Annotated in this window: 15 protein-coding genes; 10 read left to right on the top strand and 5 right to left on the bottom strand. The window is 71.3% G+C overall.

Going from position 1 to position 17,154, the window contains the following annotated elements:
* Nucleotides 1-118 precede the first annotated feature (118 nt).
* Entirely contained in the window at nt 119-862 is a 744-nt protein-coding gene (locus tag B0675_RS38510) for a methyltransferase domain-containing protein (protein ID WP_081224416.1), read from the bottom strand.
* Between the two features lie 203 nt (nt 863-1,065).
* Between B0675_RS38510 and B0675_RS38505 the strand changes: the two genes are divergently transcribed.
* Both B0675_RS38505 and B0675_RS38500 read left to right on the top strand, forming a co-directional pair.
* Entirely contained in the window at nt 1,066-1,752 is a 687-nt protein-coding gene (locus B0675_RS38505; RefSeq protein ID WP_081224415.1) for a maleylpyruvate isomerase N-terminal domain-containing protein, read from the top strand.
* 92 nt (nt 1,753-1,844) lie between these two features.
* Nucleotides 1,845-2,468 carry a histidine phosphatase family protein gene (locus tag B0675_RS38500; protein ID WP_081224414.1) on the top strand — a complete coding sequence of 208 codons (624 nt, stop codon included), beginning with the start codon at nt 1,845-1,847 and terminating at the stop codon, nt 2,466-2,468.
* 49 nt (nt 2,469-2,517) lie between these two features.
* On the opposite strand, the gene B0675_RS38495 is transcribed toward B0675_RS38500, so the two are convergent.
* The 3 genes from B0675_RS38495 to B0675_RS38485 form a co-directional block, all read right to left on the bottom strand.
* On the bottom strand, nt 2,518-3,147 hold the full coding sequence (locus tag B0675_RS38495; RefSeq protein WP_081224413.1) for a hypothetical protein: 630 nt from the start codon (nt 3,145-3,147) through the stop codon (nt 2,518-2,520).
* A gap of 64 nt (nt 3,148-3,211) precedes the next feature.
* Nucleotides 3,212-3,970: a sirohydrochlorin chelatase gene (locus tag B0675_RS38490; RefSeq protein WP_081224412.1), complete on the bottom strand. Its 759-nt coding sequence runs from the start codon at nt 3,968-3,970 to the stop codon at nt 3,212-3,214.
* Between the two features lie 2 nt (nt 3,971-3,972).
* On the bottom strand, nt 3,973-5,112 hold the full coding sequence (locus B0675_RS38485) for a uroporphyrinogen-III synthase (protein ID WP_081224411.1): 1,140 nt from the start codon (nt 5,110-5,112) through the stop codon (nt 3,973-3,975).
* 191 nt (nt 5,113-5,303) lie between these two features.
* On the opposite strand from B0675_RS38485, the gene B0675_RS38480 reads away from it, so the two are divergent.
* From B0675_RS38480 to B0675_RS38460, 5 genes are all read left to right on the top strand, one after another.
* Nucleotides 5,304-7,421 (top strand): molybdopterin oxidoreductase family protein, encoded by a 2,118-nt coding sequence (locus B0675_RS38480; RefSeq protein WP_081224600.1) that lies wholly within the window; start codon nt 5,304-5,306, stop codon nt 7,419-7,421.
* Nucleotides 7,418-8,659, top strand: coding sequence for an FAD-dependent oxidoreductase (locus B0675_RS38475; protein ID WP_081224410.1), 1,242 nt, complete (start codon nt 7,418-7,420; stop codon nt 8,657-8,659). The genes B0675_RS38480 and B0675_RS38475 overlap by 4 nt, the downstream gene beginning before the upstream one ends.
* A complete protein-coding gene (gene nirB / locus B0675_RS38470) occupies nt 8,656-11,262 on the top strand; it encodes a nitrite reductase large subunit NirB (protein ID WP_081224409.1) in 2,607 nt (868 codons plus the stop codon). Before B0675_RS38475 ends, nirB begins: the two co-directional genes overlap by 4 nt.
* Nucleotides 11,259-11,651 carry a nitrite reductase small subunit NirD gene (nirD, locus tag B0675_RS38465; RefSeq protein WP_081224408.1) on the top strand — a complete coding sequence of 131 codons (393 nt, stop codon included), beginning with the start codon at nt 11,259-11,261 and terminating at the stop codon, nt 11,649-11,651. The genes nirB and nirD overlap by 4 nt, the downstream gene beginning before the upstream one ends.
* Before the next feature lie 97 nt (nt 11,652-11,748).
* Nucleotides 11,749-13,167: a nitrate/nitrite transporter gene (locus tag B0675_RS38460; RefSeq protein ID WP_081224407.1), complete on the top strand. Its 1,419-nt coding sequence runs from the start codon at nt 11,749-11,751 to the stop codon at nt 13,165-13,167.
* Between the two features lie 53 nt (nt 13,168-13,220).
* Here B0675_RS38460 and B0675_RS38455 read toward each other — a convergent pair whose 3' ends face one another.
* Complete coding sequence (locus tag B0675_RS38455) at nt 13,221-14,222, bottom strand: helix-turn-helix domain-containing protein (RefSeq protein WP_241540177.1); 1,002 nt, start codon at nt 14,220-14,222, stop codon at nt 13,221-13,223.
* Nucleotides 14,223-14,381: 159 nt separating this feature from the next.
* On the opposite strand from B0675_RS38455, the gene B0675_RS38450 reads away from it, so the two are divergent.
* The 3 genes from B0675_RS38450 to B0675_RS38440 all read left to right on the top strand — a co-directional run bounded on the left by B0675_RS38450 (nt 14,382) and on the right by B0675_RS38440 (nt 17,033).
* Complete coding sequence (locus tag B0675_RS38450) at nt 14,382-14,966, top strand: isochorismatase family protein (RefSeq protein WP_081224405.1); 585 nt, start codon at nt 14,382-14,384, stop codon at nt 14,964-14,966.
* The gene (locus B0675_RS38445; RefSeq protein WP_081224404.1) at nt 14,966-15,685 is read left to right on the top strand and encodes a cysteine hydrolase family protein; all 720 of its coding nucleotides are present in this window, start codon (nt 14,966-14,968) and stop codon (nt 15,683-15,685) included. The genes B0675_RS38450 and B0675_RS38445 overlap by 1 nt, the downstream gene beginning before the upstream one ends.
* Nucleotides 15,686-15,902: 217 nt before the next feature.
* Nucleotides 15,903-17,033: a hypothetical protein gene (locus B0675_RS38440; RefSeq protein ID WP_241540176.1), complete on the top strand. Its 1,131-nt coding sequence runs from the start codon at nt 15,903-15,905 to the stop codon at nt 17,031-17,033.
* Nucleotides 17,034-17,154: the final 121 nt, after the last annotated feature.

Genomic DNA, 17,154 nt, shown 5'->3' with positions numbered 1-17,154 from the left:
GTACCTGGCGCCTGGCGAAGCGGTTTCACGGCCCGCATCCGTGCCGGTGCGCGTGCCGGGGCGCACGTCCATGCCGGTGGCGGCCAAGTGCCTTTGGGGATGGGCTCCTTGGAGCGGATCAGCAGTCCGTCACCAGCAGGCGGTAGCCGACATCGACGGTGTCGAGCGTGAGCAGGTCGGCGTACCGCTCACGCCAACGGCCGGTCGCCAGGTCGGCGGTGAGCGCCGCGAGGCCGGGGGCGAGGACTCCTTCCCCGGCCTGGGCGAACATGGAGATTCCGGCGCGCACCTGAGGGTCGAGATAGGCGTGCGGGCGACGCCAGTAGGCCGCGCCGAAACCGTCCGTGCAGTCGTGCGGGACGGGGACGGCCTCCTCACGAGCCCCGCCGAGCAATGCGGCCAGCCGGTCGGTCGGAACGGCCCGGGTGTCGTCGAAGGCGGCCGCCTGCGGGAGATAGTCGCGTACGAGCCAGAACTGCTCGCGGAAGACCTGCTGGTCCCAGGTCAGGATCACGATGCGGCGGCGCGCGATCCGGCGGAGTTCGGCGATCCCGGCGGCCACGTCGCTCCAGTGGTGGACGGTGAGCAGGGCCATGACCGTGTCGGCGGCGTTGTCGGGCAGGGGGAGGGCCTCGGCGACCGCGCACACGGCGGGCGCCGCCCCGAGCGGCCGCTGGGCGAGCATGATCTGACTCGGCTCGACGGCGAGAACCGTCTGGGCCGGCTCGTAGGAACCGGTGCCGGCCCCCACGTTGACCACGTCCGGGGCGTTCCCGAGCGCGACGTGAATCTGTGCGGCGATCCGTGGATCCGGCTGCCGGGTCCGGCCGTACGTCGCGCCGAGCGTGTCATAGATGGCCATGCCCTTCAGTATTCGGCATGGCAGCGTGCCGTGACCCGGGTGCATGCGGAGTCGTCTCCAACTCGGCTGCCGCGTCCGGCGTTCGGTGATGAAGGGGCCGGCCTGCGGGACTCGGGACGGAGCCGCGACGCGCTGCCGGACCAGGCGGGCAGCTCACCGTCCTGCACGGGCAGCGGCACGGACGGAGACCTTAGGCTGGCGCCATGACCGATCGTTCCGTCGACCACGAGCAGCCGAGCCAGGTCCTGCGTCACGCCTACGAGGCGTTCTCCGCTGTCGTCGTCCGCCTCGACGACGAGGAGTCCTGGTTGCCCACGCGCTGCGTGGGCTGGGCGGTCCGGGACCTGATCTTCCACTGTCTCGGAGACGCCCAGCGCGGACTGGTGGCGCTGCACACGCCGTCGACCGGTCCGGCGGACCGGGACGCGGTGACGTACTGGCAGGACTGGCGGCCCGACTCGGTGGGTGCGGCGAACGGCCGACGGTGGGCCCGGGTGAGCGCCGGCATGTTCCTGGACTTCGACCAACTGCGCGACCTGTACCTGGAGACCGCCGCGGCCGCCGTGACGGCCGCCGAGCGGGCCGATCCGGAACGCGTCGTCGCCACGCAGGGCCACGTCCTGACCGCCGGGGACCTGATGACCACCCTCGCCGTCGAAGCGACCGTCCACCACCTCGACCTCACCACCGGCCTTCCGACGGCTCCCGCACCCTCGCCGTCCGCGCTCTCCTCCGTTCGTTCCACCCTCGACGGTCTTCTGGGCAGCGCCGTGCCGGTGGCCTGGGACGATGAGCACTACGCACTGGCCGCCACCGGCCGCGTACCCCTCACGGACGCGGAGCGGCAGGCACTCGGAGCCGACGCGGCGCGCCTTCCCCTCTTCGGCTAGGGCACGTTCTCCGGCCGCTGGACGCAACCGGCACGGACCGCGGCAGCGTCCGTCGATGTACAAGATCGACAGTGGACGCGGAGGAGTTTGCGATGACCGGCACAGCCACCCGATACCTCTATCTCGTCCGGCACGGCGAGGCGACGTCGGACGAGACCGGGCTGACGGAAGCCGGCCGGCGGCAGGCCACGCTGCTCGGCCGACGCCTCCAGGACGTCCCCTTCGCGGCTGTGCACCACGGTCCGCTGCCTCGGGCCGAACAGACGGCACGGCTGATCGGCGACCAGCTGAACCACGCCCCGCTCCACGTCTCGGAAGTCGCCGGGGACTACATCCCCCACATGCCGACGAAAGACGAACTCCCGGCGGAGTCGGCGGACTTCTACCTCCGCTTCCTCGCCGACACCACTGACGAGGAGCGGGAGCACGGGCCCGTGCTGGCTCGCCGGGCGCTGGATCTGTTCACCGGGCCGGTGGACGCGGAGGAGGACCGGCACGAGCTGGTCGTCACCCACAACTTCCTGGTCGCCTGGCTCGTCCGGGACGCCATGCGGGCCCCCGACTGGCGCTGGCTCGGCCTCAACTACTGCAACACCGCCCTCACGGTCATCCGCTACGTCCCGGGCCGGGCCCCCTACCTCCTCATCACCAACGACATGCGCCACCTCCCGGAGGAACTGCGCTGGACGGGGTTTCCGCCCGAGGTGCATGTGTGACGGGGGCTGTCGGGCCCGGACATCGGGCCCAGCGGTCGTCTGTGTACACCTAGGACCCGAGCCATGGATGGCCCGGGTGAACGCTCCGCAGCCAGTCGCGGAGGCGATCGCGCCGTGTCCCGCTGAGGAGGGGCAGAACCGTCTCGAAGTCCGCCTGATCCTTGGGCCGGGTCGCCTTGGCCTTGAAGAGAAGGGCCAATTCCGGTATCAGGTAAGGGATTCCGGCTGCCGTGTGCTCGATGATCTCGGCGTACGGCAGTCGAATCCTCTCGTCCCGGCGGCAGATCCACGTGTCGCCCGCGTGTGGCTCGCGGAAGACGTCGAGCAGGAACCGCCCGTCGGACGGATCGCGCAGCCAGGTCTGGTGTGTGGCGGTCAGCGCCTCGGGTGCAGCGCCCGGCCAGACCTGCCCGGCGCCCACCGCGTCGAAGACGAACTCGGGAAAGCGGGCGCGGATCTCGGGGAAGCCGGCGGACGGCACGGCGATCTCCAAGTCGTCGTGAGGACGGGACTGCTCCCCACGGAAGAGGTCCAGCGCCCATCCCGCCGCGACGTACCAGGGAGCGGCGACGCCGCCCAACCGCTCGGCGACCTGTTCCGGTCGCCACGCGTCCGTCCAGCGTGCGTCGACGTCGTCTCCGTCGAGGACAACGCCACCGGGCGGAAGGGATGCGGGCATGGGCCCACACTACTTCCGCCCGGGTCTGCTCGGGATCTCGTCATGGAGGACCGGGACAGACGGTCTACCGGGGTGAACGTGAAGGCGGCAGAGCTGATGACGTGCCTGCCAGCGCCTCGTCGTACCGCAGTGCGACCAGGCGGGCGAGTGATGTGTGGGTGCCCAGGGGGGCCGAGGTGAGGGTGGCGCCGGCTTGGGTGGAGCGGCGGGCGAAGAAGCCGGGGGTCATCAGGTAGGGGGCGACGGCGATACGGGAGTGGCCCTCGGAGCGGAGGGCCGCGACGGCTTCGGCGGGGGTGGGGCCCGCGGCGCAGAGGTAAGACGGGACGACGTCCTGGAGCGGCGGATGCCGCAGGCGCAGCAGCGTGGCCATGGCTGCCGCGTCGGCGTTGGCGTCGGGGTCGGTGGACCCGGCGGCCGCGAGGACGACGGGCCCGTCTCCGGCGCTCCATCCGGCGTCGGCGAGCCGGTCGGTGAGGGCGTCGGCGAGCAGCGGGTGGGGACCGAGCGCGGCGGCCACGCGGGCGCGCAGGTGGGGCGCCGAGGCGAGGGCCTCGGGGATGTCGACCCGGACGTGGTAGCCGGCGCCGAGCAGCAGCGGCACGAGGACGACATCGCCTTGAAGGCGGGCGAGCGCTTCCGGCAGGGAGGGGGCGACCAGGTCGAGGAAGCAGCGTTCGACCCGCAGATCGGGCCGTAGGGCGCGCACCTGGTCCACGAGTGCCTCGGTGACCGCGACGCCCTCGGCGTCCCGGGTCCCGTGGGCCACGGCGAGGAGGGTCGGCCGGTCGGGCCGGTCGAGGTCCTTCGGAGGCCTGGCCATGGTCAGCCCGCCGCCAGCCGGTAGCCGCGTTTGGGCACGGTCCTGACCAGGTCGCTGTGCGGGCCCAGTGAGGCACGGAGCCGCGCGATGGCCGCTTCCACGGCGTGCTCGTCCGCGTCCGAGTCGGCCCAGGCGCGGCGCAGCAGCTCGGCGCGGCTGAGGACCCAGCCGGGCCGCTCGGCCAGCGCGCGGAGCAGCGTCGCGCCCTTGGGGGAGAGCCAGTAGCTCTCCTCGTCGACCAGAAGCGCGCTGCCCTGCAGGACCAACGCCCTTCCCAAGACCTCCAGTTCCCGGCGGCCGCGGGTGGGCAGGGTGTCGGTGAGCGTGCGGACGAGCGCGCCGAGGCGCCCGCGCTCCGGCCAGATCACCGGCAGCCCGGCGTCGAGCAGCGGGCGTGCGCAGACCGGGCCCACGCAGACCGGCAGCACGTCGTGGGACATGGCCTCCAGGACGCGTTCGTGCAGGCCGTCGGCCGACGCCGTCTGGAGGAAGGCGGTGATCGCCGGCGCGCTGGTGAAGGCCAGGGCGTGCACCTCACGGCGCACGGTCGACTCGATGAGACGCCGGACGGGGGCTGGATCCTCCGGGGGTGCCCAGCGGTACACGGGAACCGTGACGACCTCGGCACCCCGCTCCCGCAGCGCCGCGCTGAAGCTGGTCAGCGGCAGGCCGTGCTCCTGGACCGCGATCCGGCGGCCGGCCAGCGGCTGGGCCAGCAGCCAGGTGAGGAGTTCGTCCGTCGCCTCGCTCGCGGGGGAGTAGGACTCGCCGAGCCCGCTGGCGCGGACGGCGCCGGTCGCCTTGGGCCCCCGCGTCAGGACGACGGCGTCCCTGCAGACGGCCGACAACTCGGCTCCCCGCCCCCAGCCGTCCGCCGCGCTCATCCAGCCGCGCCAGCCGACGCCGGTGGTCGCGACGACGTAGTCCAGCGGCGCGGTGATGCACCGCTCGGTGGCCCGGCGCAGAGCGATGTCGTCCTCCAGCGGAAGGATGCGCAGGGCCGGAGCCTCCACCACGCGCGCTCCGCGCCGGGTCAGCAGCGCCACGAGCTCGTCACGACGGCGCGCGGCGGTCACGCCGACGGTGAACCCGGTCAGCGGACCGGCCGGCTCGGCCGGGGTGGATGTGTCGTTGGTGCCCATGGACGCAGACTCCGGGCACGCGGTTACCGTCAGGTTGCCTGGCCATCACGCCCGGGTTAGGCAAATGCTTCGCGGTGTTACGGCACATGTCCTCCGCCGCACCCCGTCCGGCCTGCGGCGTGAGCGACGTGTACCGCGGGCGCAACACGGAGGACCAGGCGGCGTAACGCGCCGTGGTCACTGTCTTCGGCATGGAGACCACGACCGACACCCACTGTCCGTACTGCTCACTGCAGTGCGGAATGCGTCTCGCGACCGCCGGCGGTGTCGGGACGACGGTCGTCGAACGACCCGAGTTCCCGGTCAACCGCGGTGCGTTGTGCGGCAAGGGACAGTCCGCGGCAGCCCTGCTCGACACGGCACGCCGCTTGACCACACCGCTGGTACGCGAACGAGGCACCCTGAGGGCGGCCGGCTGGGACGAGGCCCTGGACCGGGTCGCGGGAGGCTTCTCGGCGATCCGCTCCGAGCACGGCGCCGACGCCGTCGGAGTCTTCGGGGGTGGCGGGCTGACCAACGAGAAGGCCTACCAACTGGGCAAGTTCGCCCGGGTCGCGCTCGGCACCGCCAACATCGACTACAACGGGCGCTTCTGCATGTCGTCGGCAGCGGCGGCGAACCGTATCGCATTCGGCCTGGACCGCGGACTGCCCTTCCCGCTGGAGGACATCCCGCGCACCGACTGCCTGATCCTCGTCGGCGGCAACCCGGCGGACACGATGCCACCCGCCGTCCGCTACCTCCGCGAACTGCGCGAGAACGGCGGCACGTTGATCGTGATCGATCCGCGCCGCACCAGGACCGCGGGCCTCGCCGACCTCCATCTGCAACCCCTGCCCGGCAGCGACTTGGCGCTCGCCCTCGGCCTGCTGCACCTGCTGATCGCCGACGGGCTGGTCGACCACGAGTTCGTCGACACCCGCACCACCGGATTCGGGGCCGCGCGTGCTGCCGCGATGGCCCACTGGCCCGAGCGCGTCGAACGGCTCACCGGCATCGCGGCAAGCCAACTCCGTCTGGTGGCCCACCATTTCGGTGGAGCGGCGACCGGCATGGTGCTGACCGCGCGGGGCCCCGAGCAGCAGAGCAAGGGCACCGACACCGTCGGCGCGTGGATCAACCTCTGCCTCGCGTCCGGCAAGGCGGGCCGGCCGTACTCCGGTTACGGCTGCCTGACCGGGCAGGGCAACGGCCAGGGCGGGCGGGAGCACGGCCAGAAGGCGGACCAGCTCCCCGGCTACCGCTCGATCGAGGACCCGGCCGCTCGCGAACACGTCGCCCGCGTCTGGGGCGTGGACCCGGAGACTCTCCCGCACACGGGCCGCTCCGCCTACGAACTCCTCGACAGCCTCGGCGATCCGGGACCGGACGGTGTGCGGGGACTGCTCCTCATGGGCTCCAACCCGGTCGTCTCCGCCCCGAACGCGGCCCATGTGACCGACCGGCTGCGGTCGTTGGACCTGCTGGTCGTCAGCGACCTCGTGCTCTCCGACACCGCGCAGCTCGCCGACGTCGTCCTGCCCAGTGCCCAGTGGGCCGAGGAGACCGGCACGATGACCAACCTGGAAGGCCGGGTGATCCTGCGGCAACGGGCGGTCGACGCACCCGAGCACGTACGCGGGGACCTGTGGCTGATGCGCGAACTCGCCGAACGCCTCGGGATCAAGCGGGGGTTCGACGACGACCCTGAGACGGTCTTCGAGGAACTGCGGCGCGCCTCCGCCGGCGGGCAGGCGGACTACGCGGGAATCAGCTACGACCGGATCCGCGCCGAGGACGGGGTCTTCTGGCCGTGCCCGGCCGAGGACCACCCCGGCACGCCCCGGCTCTTCCTGGACACCTTCGCCACGCCCGACGGCCGCGCCCGGTTCGCACCGGTCACCCATCGCCCGGCAGCCGAGGAACCCGACGCAGCGTACCCGCTCTTCCTCACGACAGGTCGGGTGCTGTCGCAGTACCAGAGCGGAGCCCAGACCCGCCGGGTCGACGCGCTGAACGCCTCCGCGCCGGGACCGTTCGTGGAACTGCATCCCCTGCTGGCACGCCAACTGGCGATCGAGGACGGCGATGCGCTCGCCGTGACCTCCCGGCGCGGCCGGGCCGTCGCACCGGCCCGGATCACCGACACGATCCGCCCCGACACCGTGTTCATGCCGTTCCACTGGCCGGGCGCGGGACGGGCCAACACCCTCACCAACCCGGCGCTGGACCCGACCTCGAAGATGCCCGAGTTCAAGCTCTGCGCGGTGCGGGTCGAAGCGGCGGGCCCCGCCGCGATGGCGGGGCCGGACGAGGAGCGGCCCGCATGAGCGCCGCCCGCCACATCGCGGTCGTCGGAGCCGGCATGGCGGCCGCTCGCTTCGCCGAACGCCACCACGCACTCGGCGGAACCGCCCGGATCACCCTCCACGGGGCCGAACCCCGCCCGCCGTACAACCGCGTCCTCCTCGCCGACGTGCTGACCGGACGCTACGCGGCGGAAGCCGTGGCCCTGCCGGTCGGCGTCGCCGAACTGCGCGTCGGCAGCGAGGCCGTGGCCGTGGACCTCGCCGCCCGCACCCTGACGTCCGCCGACGGCCGCACCGAGACCTGGGACGAACTGGTCCTCGCGACCGGCGCCAATCCCGTCCTCCCACCGATCCGGGGACTGCGCCGACCGGACGGCTCGGCGCTGCGCGACGGTGTGCACAGCCTGCGCACCCTCGCCGACTGCGCGCGGCTCGGCGAGGACGTCGGCCGGGCCCGGCGCGCCGTCGTCATCGGCGGCGGTGTTCTCGGCGTGAGTGTCGCGCGGGCGCTGGGCGCGCTCGGCCTGACCGTCGAGATCGTGCACCAGGGGCCCCACCTGATCGAGCGGCAACTCGACGCCGAGGCGGCTGCCGCGCTGCGCGAGGGGCTGCGGCGCATGGGCGTCGAGGTCTACCCGAACAACCGGGCCCGCGCCGTGGTCGGCCGGCACGGCACCGGGGACAGTGCCGTGGAGCTGGCCAACGGCTACCGCCTCGGCACCGACCTGGTCGTCCTCGCCTGCGGTGTCCGCCCCCGCACCGCGCTCGCCCATGCCGCCGGCCTCACCGTCGACACCGGAGTCGTCGTCGACGACACACTGGCCACCTCCGCGCCCCACGTCCACGCCATCGGCGACTGCACCCAGCACCGCGGCGTCGTGCACGGACTGTCCGGCCCGGCCTGGGAACAGGCCGACGTCCTTGCGGCACGTCTCTCCGGAGCGGACCCCGGCGCGCTCTATCAGGGCTCGCGCCCCCTCGCCCGGCTCAGCGCGGGACCTCTGGAGTACGCGGCCTTCGGCGAAGCACACCTCGACGCCGAGGATCAGGCCGCGGACCCCGACCTGAACGTGCTCCGCCTGTCCGACGCGACACGCGGCAGCTACAAGAAGCTCGTGCTGCGCGGCGAGCGACTCGTCGGCGCCATCCTGCTCGGCGACCTGGCCACCGTGGGTGACCTCGCCCGCGCGTACGAGCGGGACGCGTCGCTTCCCGACCGACCCCTGCACCTGCTCACCTCATACGGAGCCACGCCATGACACACCGCCCGACGTCCGGCCCGTCGTCCCGTCCGCTCAAGGATCTCGTCCTCGTCGGCCACGGCATGGTCGGTCAACGCTTCCTGGAGGCGCTGACCGAGCAGCCCGGAGGGGCCGACTGGCGGATCACCGTCCTCGCGGAGGAACCACGCCCCGCCTACGACCGGGTACACCTGACCTCGTGGTTCTCCGGAACGGACGCCGACGCGCTGTCGCTCACACCACCGGGCTTCGTGACCGACCACGGCATCGACCTGCGCCTGGCCGAACCGGCGGCCGCCGTCGACCGCGCCGCGCAGACCGTCACCACCGCGTCCGGCCAGGTACTGCACTACGACGCGCTGGTGCTGGCCACCGGGTCCTACCCGTTCGTCCCGCCCGTACCGGGCCACGACGCGGCCGGCTGCCACGTCTACCGCACCATCGAGGACCTGGAGGCCATCCGCGACGACGCGGAGCAGGCCGGCACAGGCGTGGTCGTGGGCGGCGGACTCCTCGGCCTCGAAGCCGCCGGCGCCCTCACCGCGCTCGGCCTGGAGACCCACGTCGTCGAGTTCGCACCCCGCCTCATGGCCCTCCAGGTCGACGAAGGCGGCGGGCAGCTGCTGCGCCGCAAGATCGAGGAACTGGGCGTCACCGTCCACACGGGAGCGGGCACCCAGGCCATCGTCGTCGGCGAGGACGGCCGTGTACGGGGCATGGGACTCTCCGACGGCCGGGAACTCCCCGCCGATCTGGTCGTCTTCTCGGCCGGTGTGCGACCGAGGGACCAACTGGCCCGCGAGAGCGGCCTGCCCGTCGGCGAGCGGGGCGGCATCGTCGTCGACGAACGCTGCCGCACGACGGACCCGCACGTCTACGCCGTCGGGGAGTGCGCGCTGGCCGCCGACGGCCGGGTCTACGGCCTGGTCGCCCCCGGATACGCGATGGCCGAGACCGCTGCCCGCTCCCTGGCCGGCGAACACCGTGACCAGGACGCGTTCACCGGAGCCGACACCTCGACCAAGTTGAAGCTCCTCGGGGTCGACGTCGCCAGCTTCGGCGACGCGCACGGCGCGACCGAGGGAGCACTCGACGTGCTCTACAGCGACAGCCGCAACGGCGTCTACAAGAAGCTCGTCATCGGCCGCGAGGGTCAGCTCCTCGGAGGTGTCCTGGTCGGGGACACCGAGTCCTACGGACTGCTGCGTCCCCTGGCGATCGGCGGCGAACCGCTGCGCACCGCCCCCGAACAGCTGGTTCTGCCCGCCGGGCCGGGCCCCGCCGGCCAGGTCACGCTGCCGGACGAGGCCGTCGTCTGCTCCTGCCACAACGTGAGCAAGGGACAGATCCGCGCCGCCGTCCACGACGGGGGATGCGGCACCGTCCCCGAGGTCAAGAAGTGCACGAAGGCGGGCACCGGCTGCGGCAGCTGCGTCAAACTCCTCGGCACCATCGTCACGGAGGAACTGCAGGCGAGCGGAGTCACCGTCGACAAGGGGCTGTGCGAACACTTCGCCCACACCCGGACCGAGCTCTACGAGATCGTCCGGGTCGCCGGCATCACCTCCTTCACCGACCTGGTCGACCGGCACGGCACCGGCGAAGGGTGCGACATCTGCAAGCCGGTCGTCGCCTCCATCCTGGCCACCCTCGACAACGGCCACATCCTCGACGGCGAGCAGGCCGCGCTCCAGGACACCAACGACCACTTCCTCGCCAACCTGCAGCGCAACGGCTCCTACTCCGTCGTCCCGCGCATCCCCGGCGGTGAGATCACCCCGCAGGGCCTGATCACGATCGGTGAGATCGCCCGCGACTTCGGCCTCTACACGAAGATCACCGGCGGCCAGCGCATCGACCTGTTCGGCGCCGGCGTCGACCAACTGCCCGCCATCTGGCGCCGGCTCGTGGACGCGGGGTTCGAGTCCGGCCACGCCTACGGCAAGTCCCTGCGCACCGTGAAGTCCTGCGTCGGGGAGACCTGGTGCCGGTACGGCGTGCAGGACTCGGTGGGCCTCGCCATCGAGCTGGAACTCCGCTACCGCGGCCTGCGCTCACCCCACAAGCTCAAGTCCGCCGTCTCCGGATGCGCGCGCGAGTGCGCGGAGGCGCAGGGCAAGGACTTCGGCATCATCGCCACCTCCACCGGCTGGAACCTGTACATCGGCGGGAACGGCGGCATGACGCCGCGACACGCCGATCTGCTCGCCGCCGACCTGGACCGCGACACGCTGATCCGCAGCATCGACCGGTTCCTGATGTTCTACATCCGCACCGCCGACCGGCTGGAACGGACCTCCGTCTGGCTGGACCGGATCGACGGCGGACTGGACCACGTGCGGGCCGTCGTCATGGACGACTCACTGGGCCTGTGCTCCGAACTGGACGCCCTGATGGAGCGACACGTCGACCAGTACCAGGACGAGTGGGCGGCGGTCCTCGCCGACCCCGAACGGCTCCGCCGCTTCGTCTCCTTCGTCAACGCCCCCGGCACACCCGACCCCGCCGTCACCTTCGTGCCGGAGCGCGGCCAGATACGCCCCGCCCGGCCGGACGAGAACGGAACCATCCTTTCCCCGGCCCTGGTGGCCGGGCCCCGACTGGAGGTGCGTACCGCGTGAGCAGGTATGTGGAGATCCACGACGGCACGCGCTGGGCGCGGGCCTGCCCCTACGACGACCTGATCCCCGGCCGGGGGGTCGCGGTACTCGGCGCCCGCGGCGAGCAGGTGGCGGTCTTCCGCGACCGGGCCGGGGCGCTGTACGCGGTCGACAACCGCGACCCGTTCAGCGGTGCCCACGTGATGTCCCGCGGGATCCTCGGCAGCCGAGGCGACGTCCCCACGGTCGCGTCGCCGATGTACAAGCAGGTCTTCGACCTCCGTGACGGACGCTGCCTCGACGAGCCCACCGCCCCGGACGGCACCCCGGCCGTGCTGCGGGTCTGGCCCGTGCGCGACAGCGCGGACGCGACCTCACAGCTGACCGGAGCGGGCGTGCACGGGCCGTAGCACGGCCGAACTGCGGGGAGTCCGACCACGTAACCCGCCCCTCCTAGCGTCGTCACGACGAACCAACCCCACTTCACGAGACAGCGGGTGACAGCTGATGACCAGTGTGGTCGACACAGAGGGCACGGCCGAAGAGGTCGCCGGGCGCACCGGCACCCCGGACAGCCCGAGCGCCTCCGCGAGCGCGGACCGGCCGGGTGCCATCACGGACTGGCGGCCGGAGGACGAGGCGTTCTGGGAGCGGACCGGCGCCCGGGTCGCACGCCGCAACCTCGTCTTCTCCGTCCTGTCCGAACACATCGGCTTCTCGGTGTGGAGCCTGTGGTCGGTCCTGGTGCTGTTCCTCGGGCCGGAGTACCACATCGACCCGGCCGGCAAGTTCACGCTCACCGCCGTGCCGACGGCGCTGGGCGCCGCGCTGCGGCTGCCGTACACCTTCGCCGTGGCGAGGTTCGGAGGCCGCAACTGGACCGTGTTCAGCGCCCTGTTGCTGCTCGTGCCGACCGTCCTGGCCGGTGTCGTGCTCCAACCCGGAGTCTCCTACGGCACCTTGCTGGCCGTCGCCTGTGTGGCCGGCGTCGGCGGCGGCAACTTCGCCTCCTCGATGGCGAACATCAACGCCTTCTACCCGCAGCGCCTCAAAGGCTGGGCCCTCGGCGTCAACGCCGGCGGCGGCAACCTCGGCGTTCCGGTCGTGCAACTCGTCGGACTCCTGGTGCTGGCCACGGCAGGCGCGGCCCACCCCCGGCTCGTACCGCTGGTCTACCTGCCGCTGATCGTGCTGGCGGCCCTGGGCGCGGCCCTGAGGATGGACAACCTGACGTCGCTGAGGAACGACCGGCGAGCCCTGCGCGAAGTGGCCACGGAACCGCACAGCTGGGTGATGTCGACCCTGTACGTCGGTACCTTCGGCTCCTTCATCGGTTTCGGTTTCGCCTTTGGGCAGGTCCTGCAGGTGCAGTTCCACGACCAGTTCGACACCCCCGTCAAAGCCGCCTACCTGACGTTCCTGGGCCCCCTCCTGGGCTCGCTGGTGCGCCCGTTCGGCGGGAGGATGGCGGATCGCTGGTCCGGCGCCCGTGTGACGCTGTGGACCTTCGCCGCGATGGCGGTGGGCACGGGTGTCGTGCTGGTGGCCTCCCACCAGAAATCGCTGCCCCTGTTCCTGACCGGTTTCGTGGCGCTCTTCGTGCTGAGCGGCATCGGCAACGGTTCGACCTACAAGATGATCCCCGCGATCTTCCAGGCCAAGGCACGGATCGCCGTCGCCGCCGGGACCAATCCGGAGACCGCCGAACGGGACGCGCGGCGGCGGTCGTCCGCGCTGATCGGACTGGCCGGTGCCGTCGGCGCGTTCGGCGGGGTCCTCGTGAACATCGCCTTCCGGCAGGCCTTCCTCGCCGGAGCGAGCGGCGACGCGGCCTACTGGGCCTTCCTGGCCGCCTACGCGGTCTGTTTCACCCTGACCTGGGTGGTCTATCTCCGGCCGCGGGAGGGCCGGATGGCCACGATCTGACGGACGGGGGGCGGTCACCCGGGGCGGCCGCCCCGGGTGACCGCCTCGCCGTCCTATCGGGTGGTCTGCGGCACGCGGAACCTGCGACGGTATTCGGTGGGCGTCGTGTTCAGCCGGCGCCGGAACGCCCGCACCAAGGTGTCGGTCGTGCCGAACCCGCAGACGGACGCGATACGTTCGAGCGTCGCGTCGGAGGACTCGAGTTCGTGGCGCGCCTTCTCCACCCGCACGGACTCGATGTACGCGTGCGGGGTCATACCCAGCTCCGTCTTGAAGAGCCGCGTGAGGTGCCGGTCGCTGACATGCGCGTAGGCCGCGAGATCCTCGACGGTCAGCGGCTCGGCGATGGTGCGCAGGATGTGATGGCGGAGGTCCTCGATCCGTCGAGTCGTGGAGACCTGCTCCAGGGGAACACTGAACTGACTCTGCCCCGAGGGCCGCTTCAGATACATCACCAGCTGCCGGGCGACCCGCAGCGCGACGGCCTCGCCGAGGTCGTCGGCGATCAGGGCCAGCGACAGATCGAGACAGGCGCTGATCCCGGCCCCCGTCCAGACGTCGCCCTGGCGGATGAAGATGGGATCGGCGTCGACCTCCACGGCCGGGTGGTCCGCGGCCAGTTGGGACGCGGTCGACCAGTGCGTGGTGGCCCGTTTGCCGTCGAGGAGCCCCGCCGCGGCGAGAAGATGGGCGCCGACGCAGACGGAGGTCACCCGGTGGGTCCGGCCCGCCAGGGTCTTCACCCTGCCGACCAGCTCCGGGTCGACGATCGCACGGACGCGGCGCTCACCGTCGACCTCCACCGATCCGGGCACGATCAGGGTGTCGATGCTCTTCGCGGCGGCCTCGTCGAAGGTGAGGTCCGGCAGGATGCGGACCCCGGCGGACGTGGTCACGGGATCCATGGTCTCGGCGGCCAGAACGACGTGATACCCGCTCGCGTCCTCGGTCTCGCGCCGGGCCAGCGAGAAGACCTCCGGTGGTCCGGTCACGTCGAGCAGGTCGACGCCCTCGAAAAGCACGATGACGACAAGGCGTCTGGCGATGTCCGGCACACGTCCCCCTGAACAGCTGCTCCGCATGCCTCGCGGCATGTCCGTATCTGCATGTTAGACGTCATTGTCGACACGCCTTGGGAGCCATAGCGTTCCTGATGCAGCCCGACGCATCGCTGAGGCTGCCTCATCCACCGGAACACCGAAGGCGGTACCCCCATGTCCAGAACGACGCTGCGCGAGCTCAACGGCTTCGACGACACCCCCGCGAAGCTGGCCGACTCGACCCTGATCCTCATCGACTTCCAGAACACCTACACCCAGGGTGTGATGGAGCTCGACGGATGGGAGGCATCGCTCGACGCCGCCGCTCACCTCCTGGCACGAGCGCGCCAGGAGGGCACCAAGGTCGTGCACGTCGTCAACGACGGCGGCGAGGGGACTCCGTACGACATCCGTGCCGAGATCGGTCGGATCCACCCGCGCCTCGCACCGGACGAGGGTGAGGCCGTGGTCGTGAAGCAGGTGCCGAACGCCTTCGTCGACACGGACCTCGGGGAACACGTTCCGGAGGGGCAGGACGTCGTCATCGCGGGCTGGATGACGCACATGTGCGTGGCGTTCACCGCGCAGGGCGCCTTCCTGCGCGGCAACCGTCCCACGGTCGTGGCCGACGCGACCGCCACCCGCTCCCTGCCGGTGACCGGCGCCGACCTCGACGCCTGCCAGGTGCACTACAGCGCCCTCGCCACCATCGCCGACCTGTACGGCGTCGTCGTCCCCTCCCACAAGGAGCTCATCTGATGAAGGTGCTGCGGACAGCCGTCGCCCTGACGGCCGGCACCGTCCTCGCGGTCACCGCCACGGCATGCGGAGGCAGCTCCGAGGCCGCCTCGCGCCCCGGCGACAAGCCCTCACCCGTCGCGGACCGGAACGTCGCGAAGGACACGACGACACTGCGGCAGCTCAACAAACTGGACGAGACTCCGGCGACGCTGTCCGACGCCACGTTGATCCTGGTGGACTACCAGAACACGTACACCCAGGGCGTCATGGAACTCGACGGGTGGAAAGCGGCCGTGGACAACGCCGAGGCGCTGCTGCAGCGCGCGCGTCGGGCGGGTACCCCGGTCATCCACATCGTCGACAAGGGGTACGACCTGAAGTCGAGGGCCGGCCGGATCATCCCGGCATTGAAGCCGGTGAAGGACGAGCCCGTCGTCGAGAAGACCGTGCCGAACGGCTTCTACCGCACGAACCTCGCCGCCGAGGTGAAGAAGGCCGGGCGCGAGAACGTCATCATCGCGGGATTCATGACGAACATGTGCACCCTGTTCACCACCCAGGGCGCCTTCCTCAACGGCAACCACCCCACGGTGGTGGCGAACGCCTCCGCGACCCGTGCGCTGCCCCTGAACGGCAGCCCGAACGGGATCCCCGCCCGTCAGGTCCACGCATCCGCGCTCGCCACGGTCCAGGACCTCTACGGAGTCGTGGTCCCCGACCAGCGCTCCCTCACGTAGCCGTACGCCCCGGCCGGGGCGGGAGAACCCACACCTCTCCCGCCCCTCCTGAGCCCCTCCGGTTCCCCCCGCAGCTCACCAGCCGAATCCCCCCTTCGGTCCCGTACACGTCAGGCCCCACGCACATGACATCCCCGGCCATTGGAATTCCCCCCATGCAGATCCTCCCCCCGCCCACGCGACATCCACACGCGGAAACATTACGGAGAAGACGAAGATGGCTACACGCAGAGGCTTCATAGGCGGCGCCTCCGGAATCGGCACGGCTGCGCTCCTGGGCTACTCGGCCTCCCCGAGTGCCGCCGACACGTCGGGGACGACCCCGCCCGCCCCGGTGGTGGTGACCCCGCAGCAGGCGAAGGACTCGATCTTCGCCGTCAACGCCGGAATGCGCTCCAACTACGCCACCCTCAAAGCGGAGTTGATCAAACACCTCGCCCCGGTGATCGTGGTGCAGAACGACGCGAAGGGCGGCAGGTTCACCCTCGTGACCCCGACGGGCCAGGAGTCCGTCAACCCCGTGGCGGAGACGTTCGAGCTGGCGAAGTCCATCGCTCACGTTCCGCTCGGCATCTTCTCGGTGATCGCCTCCTACCTCGCGGACAAGATCCCCAACCTGCCGAACGCCGCACGCATCGACCCGCACGACCTCCTGATGGTGGCGTTCGGCGACGACAGGTCCACCGCGTGGATCAAGCCGCTTCAGGCCTACGCCGTCACCCTCACCACAGCCCGCCAGAACCTCGCCGCCGCCGGTCTGCCGGCCGCGCTCGTCACGTCCTGCGGCAACATCCTCGACGCCGCGCTGAAGTTCATCAACTCCTCGGTGACGGCCAAGGTGTTCGACATGAAGTCGTTCGAGGACTTCTCCGGGAGTGTCTACGCCGACATCCGCACCAACATGGAGTACGCGGCGAAGGCCCAGATCAAGGGCGTGCAGGACATCATGAAGACGTGGCGTGCGAAGGTCGGTGAGGCGGCCTGGGCGGATCTCTACTGCGTCGTGCTGTCGCAGTGGACCACCAGCGTGCTCAACCAGAACACCATCATCATCAAGGACTGCATGAACGCCGCGAAGGTCGGCACCCACCTGATCGACCTGCCCGGTCTGGAGACACCGAAGGACCCGGTCTTCACCGCGCTCGACAACCTCGCGCGGATCGTGCAGGACAACATCGCCGCGGAGATGGTGTTCCCGAAGAGCACCGTGGTCGCCGACGCGCTGAAGGGCAAGCAGGACCTGCTCTCCGACGAGATCCTGATCCAACTGGGCGGCACCGCCCCGGCGCCGGCGAAGGCCGCCACCTACAACACGCTCGCCGAGGGGATGTGCCCCGTCAGGAAGTAGCCGAAGGCGCACAACAGGACCGGGCCCCAGGTCCGTTGCCCGTGCCCCCGTCGGTCTCCCGACGGGGGCACCCGCTCGGGTGCCGACCTGCCCGGACGTCGTCGCGGTCCGTCGCCGTTTC

It is taken from the genome of Streptomyces sp. M41(2017) (assembly GCF_002078175.1).
Classification (GTDB): domain Bacteria; phylum Actinomycetota; class Actinomycetes; order Streptomycetales; family Streptomycetaceae; genus Streptomyces.
Note: the sequence above shows the minus strand (reverse complement) of the source record. Positions and strands in the feature narration are given on the sequence as shown.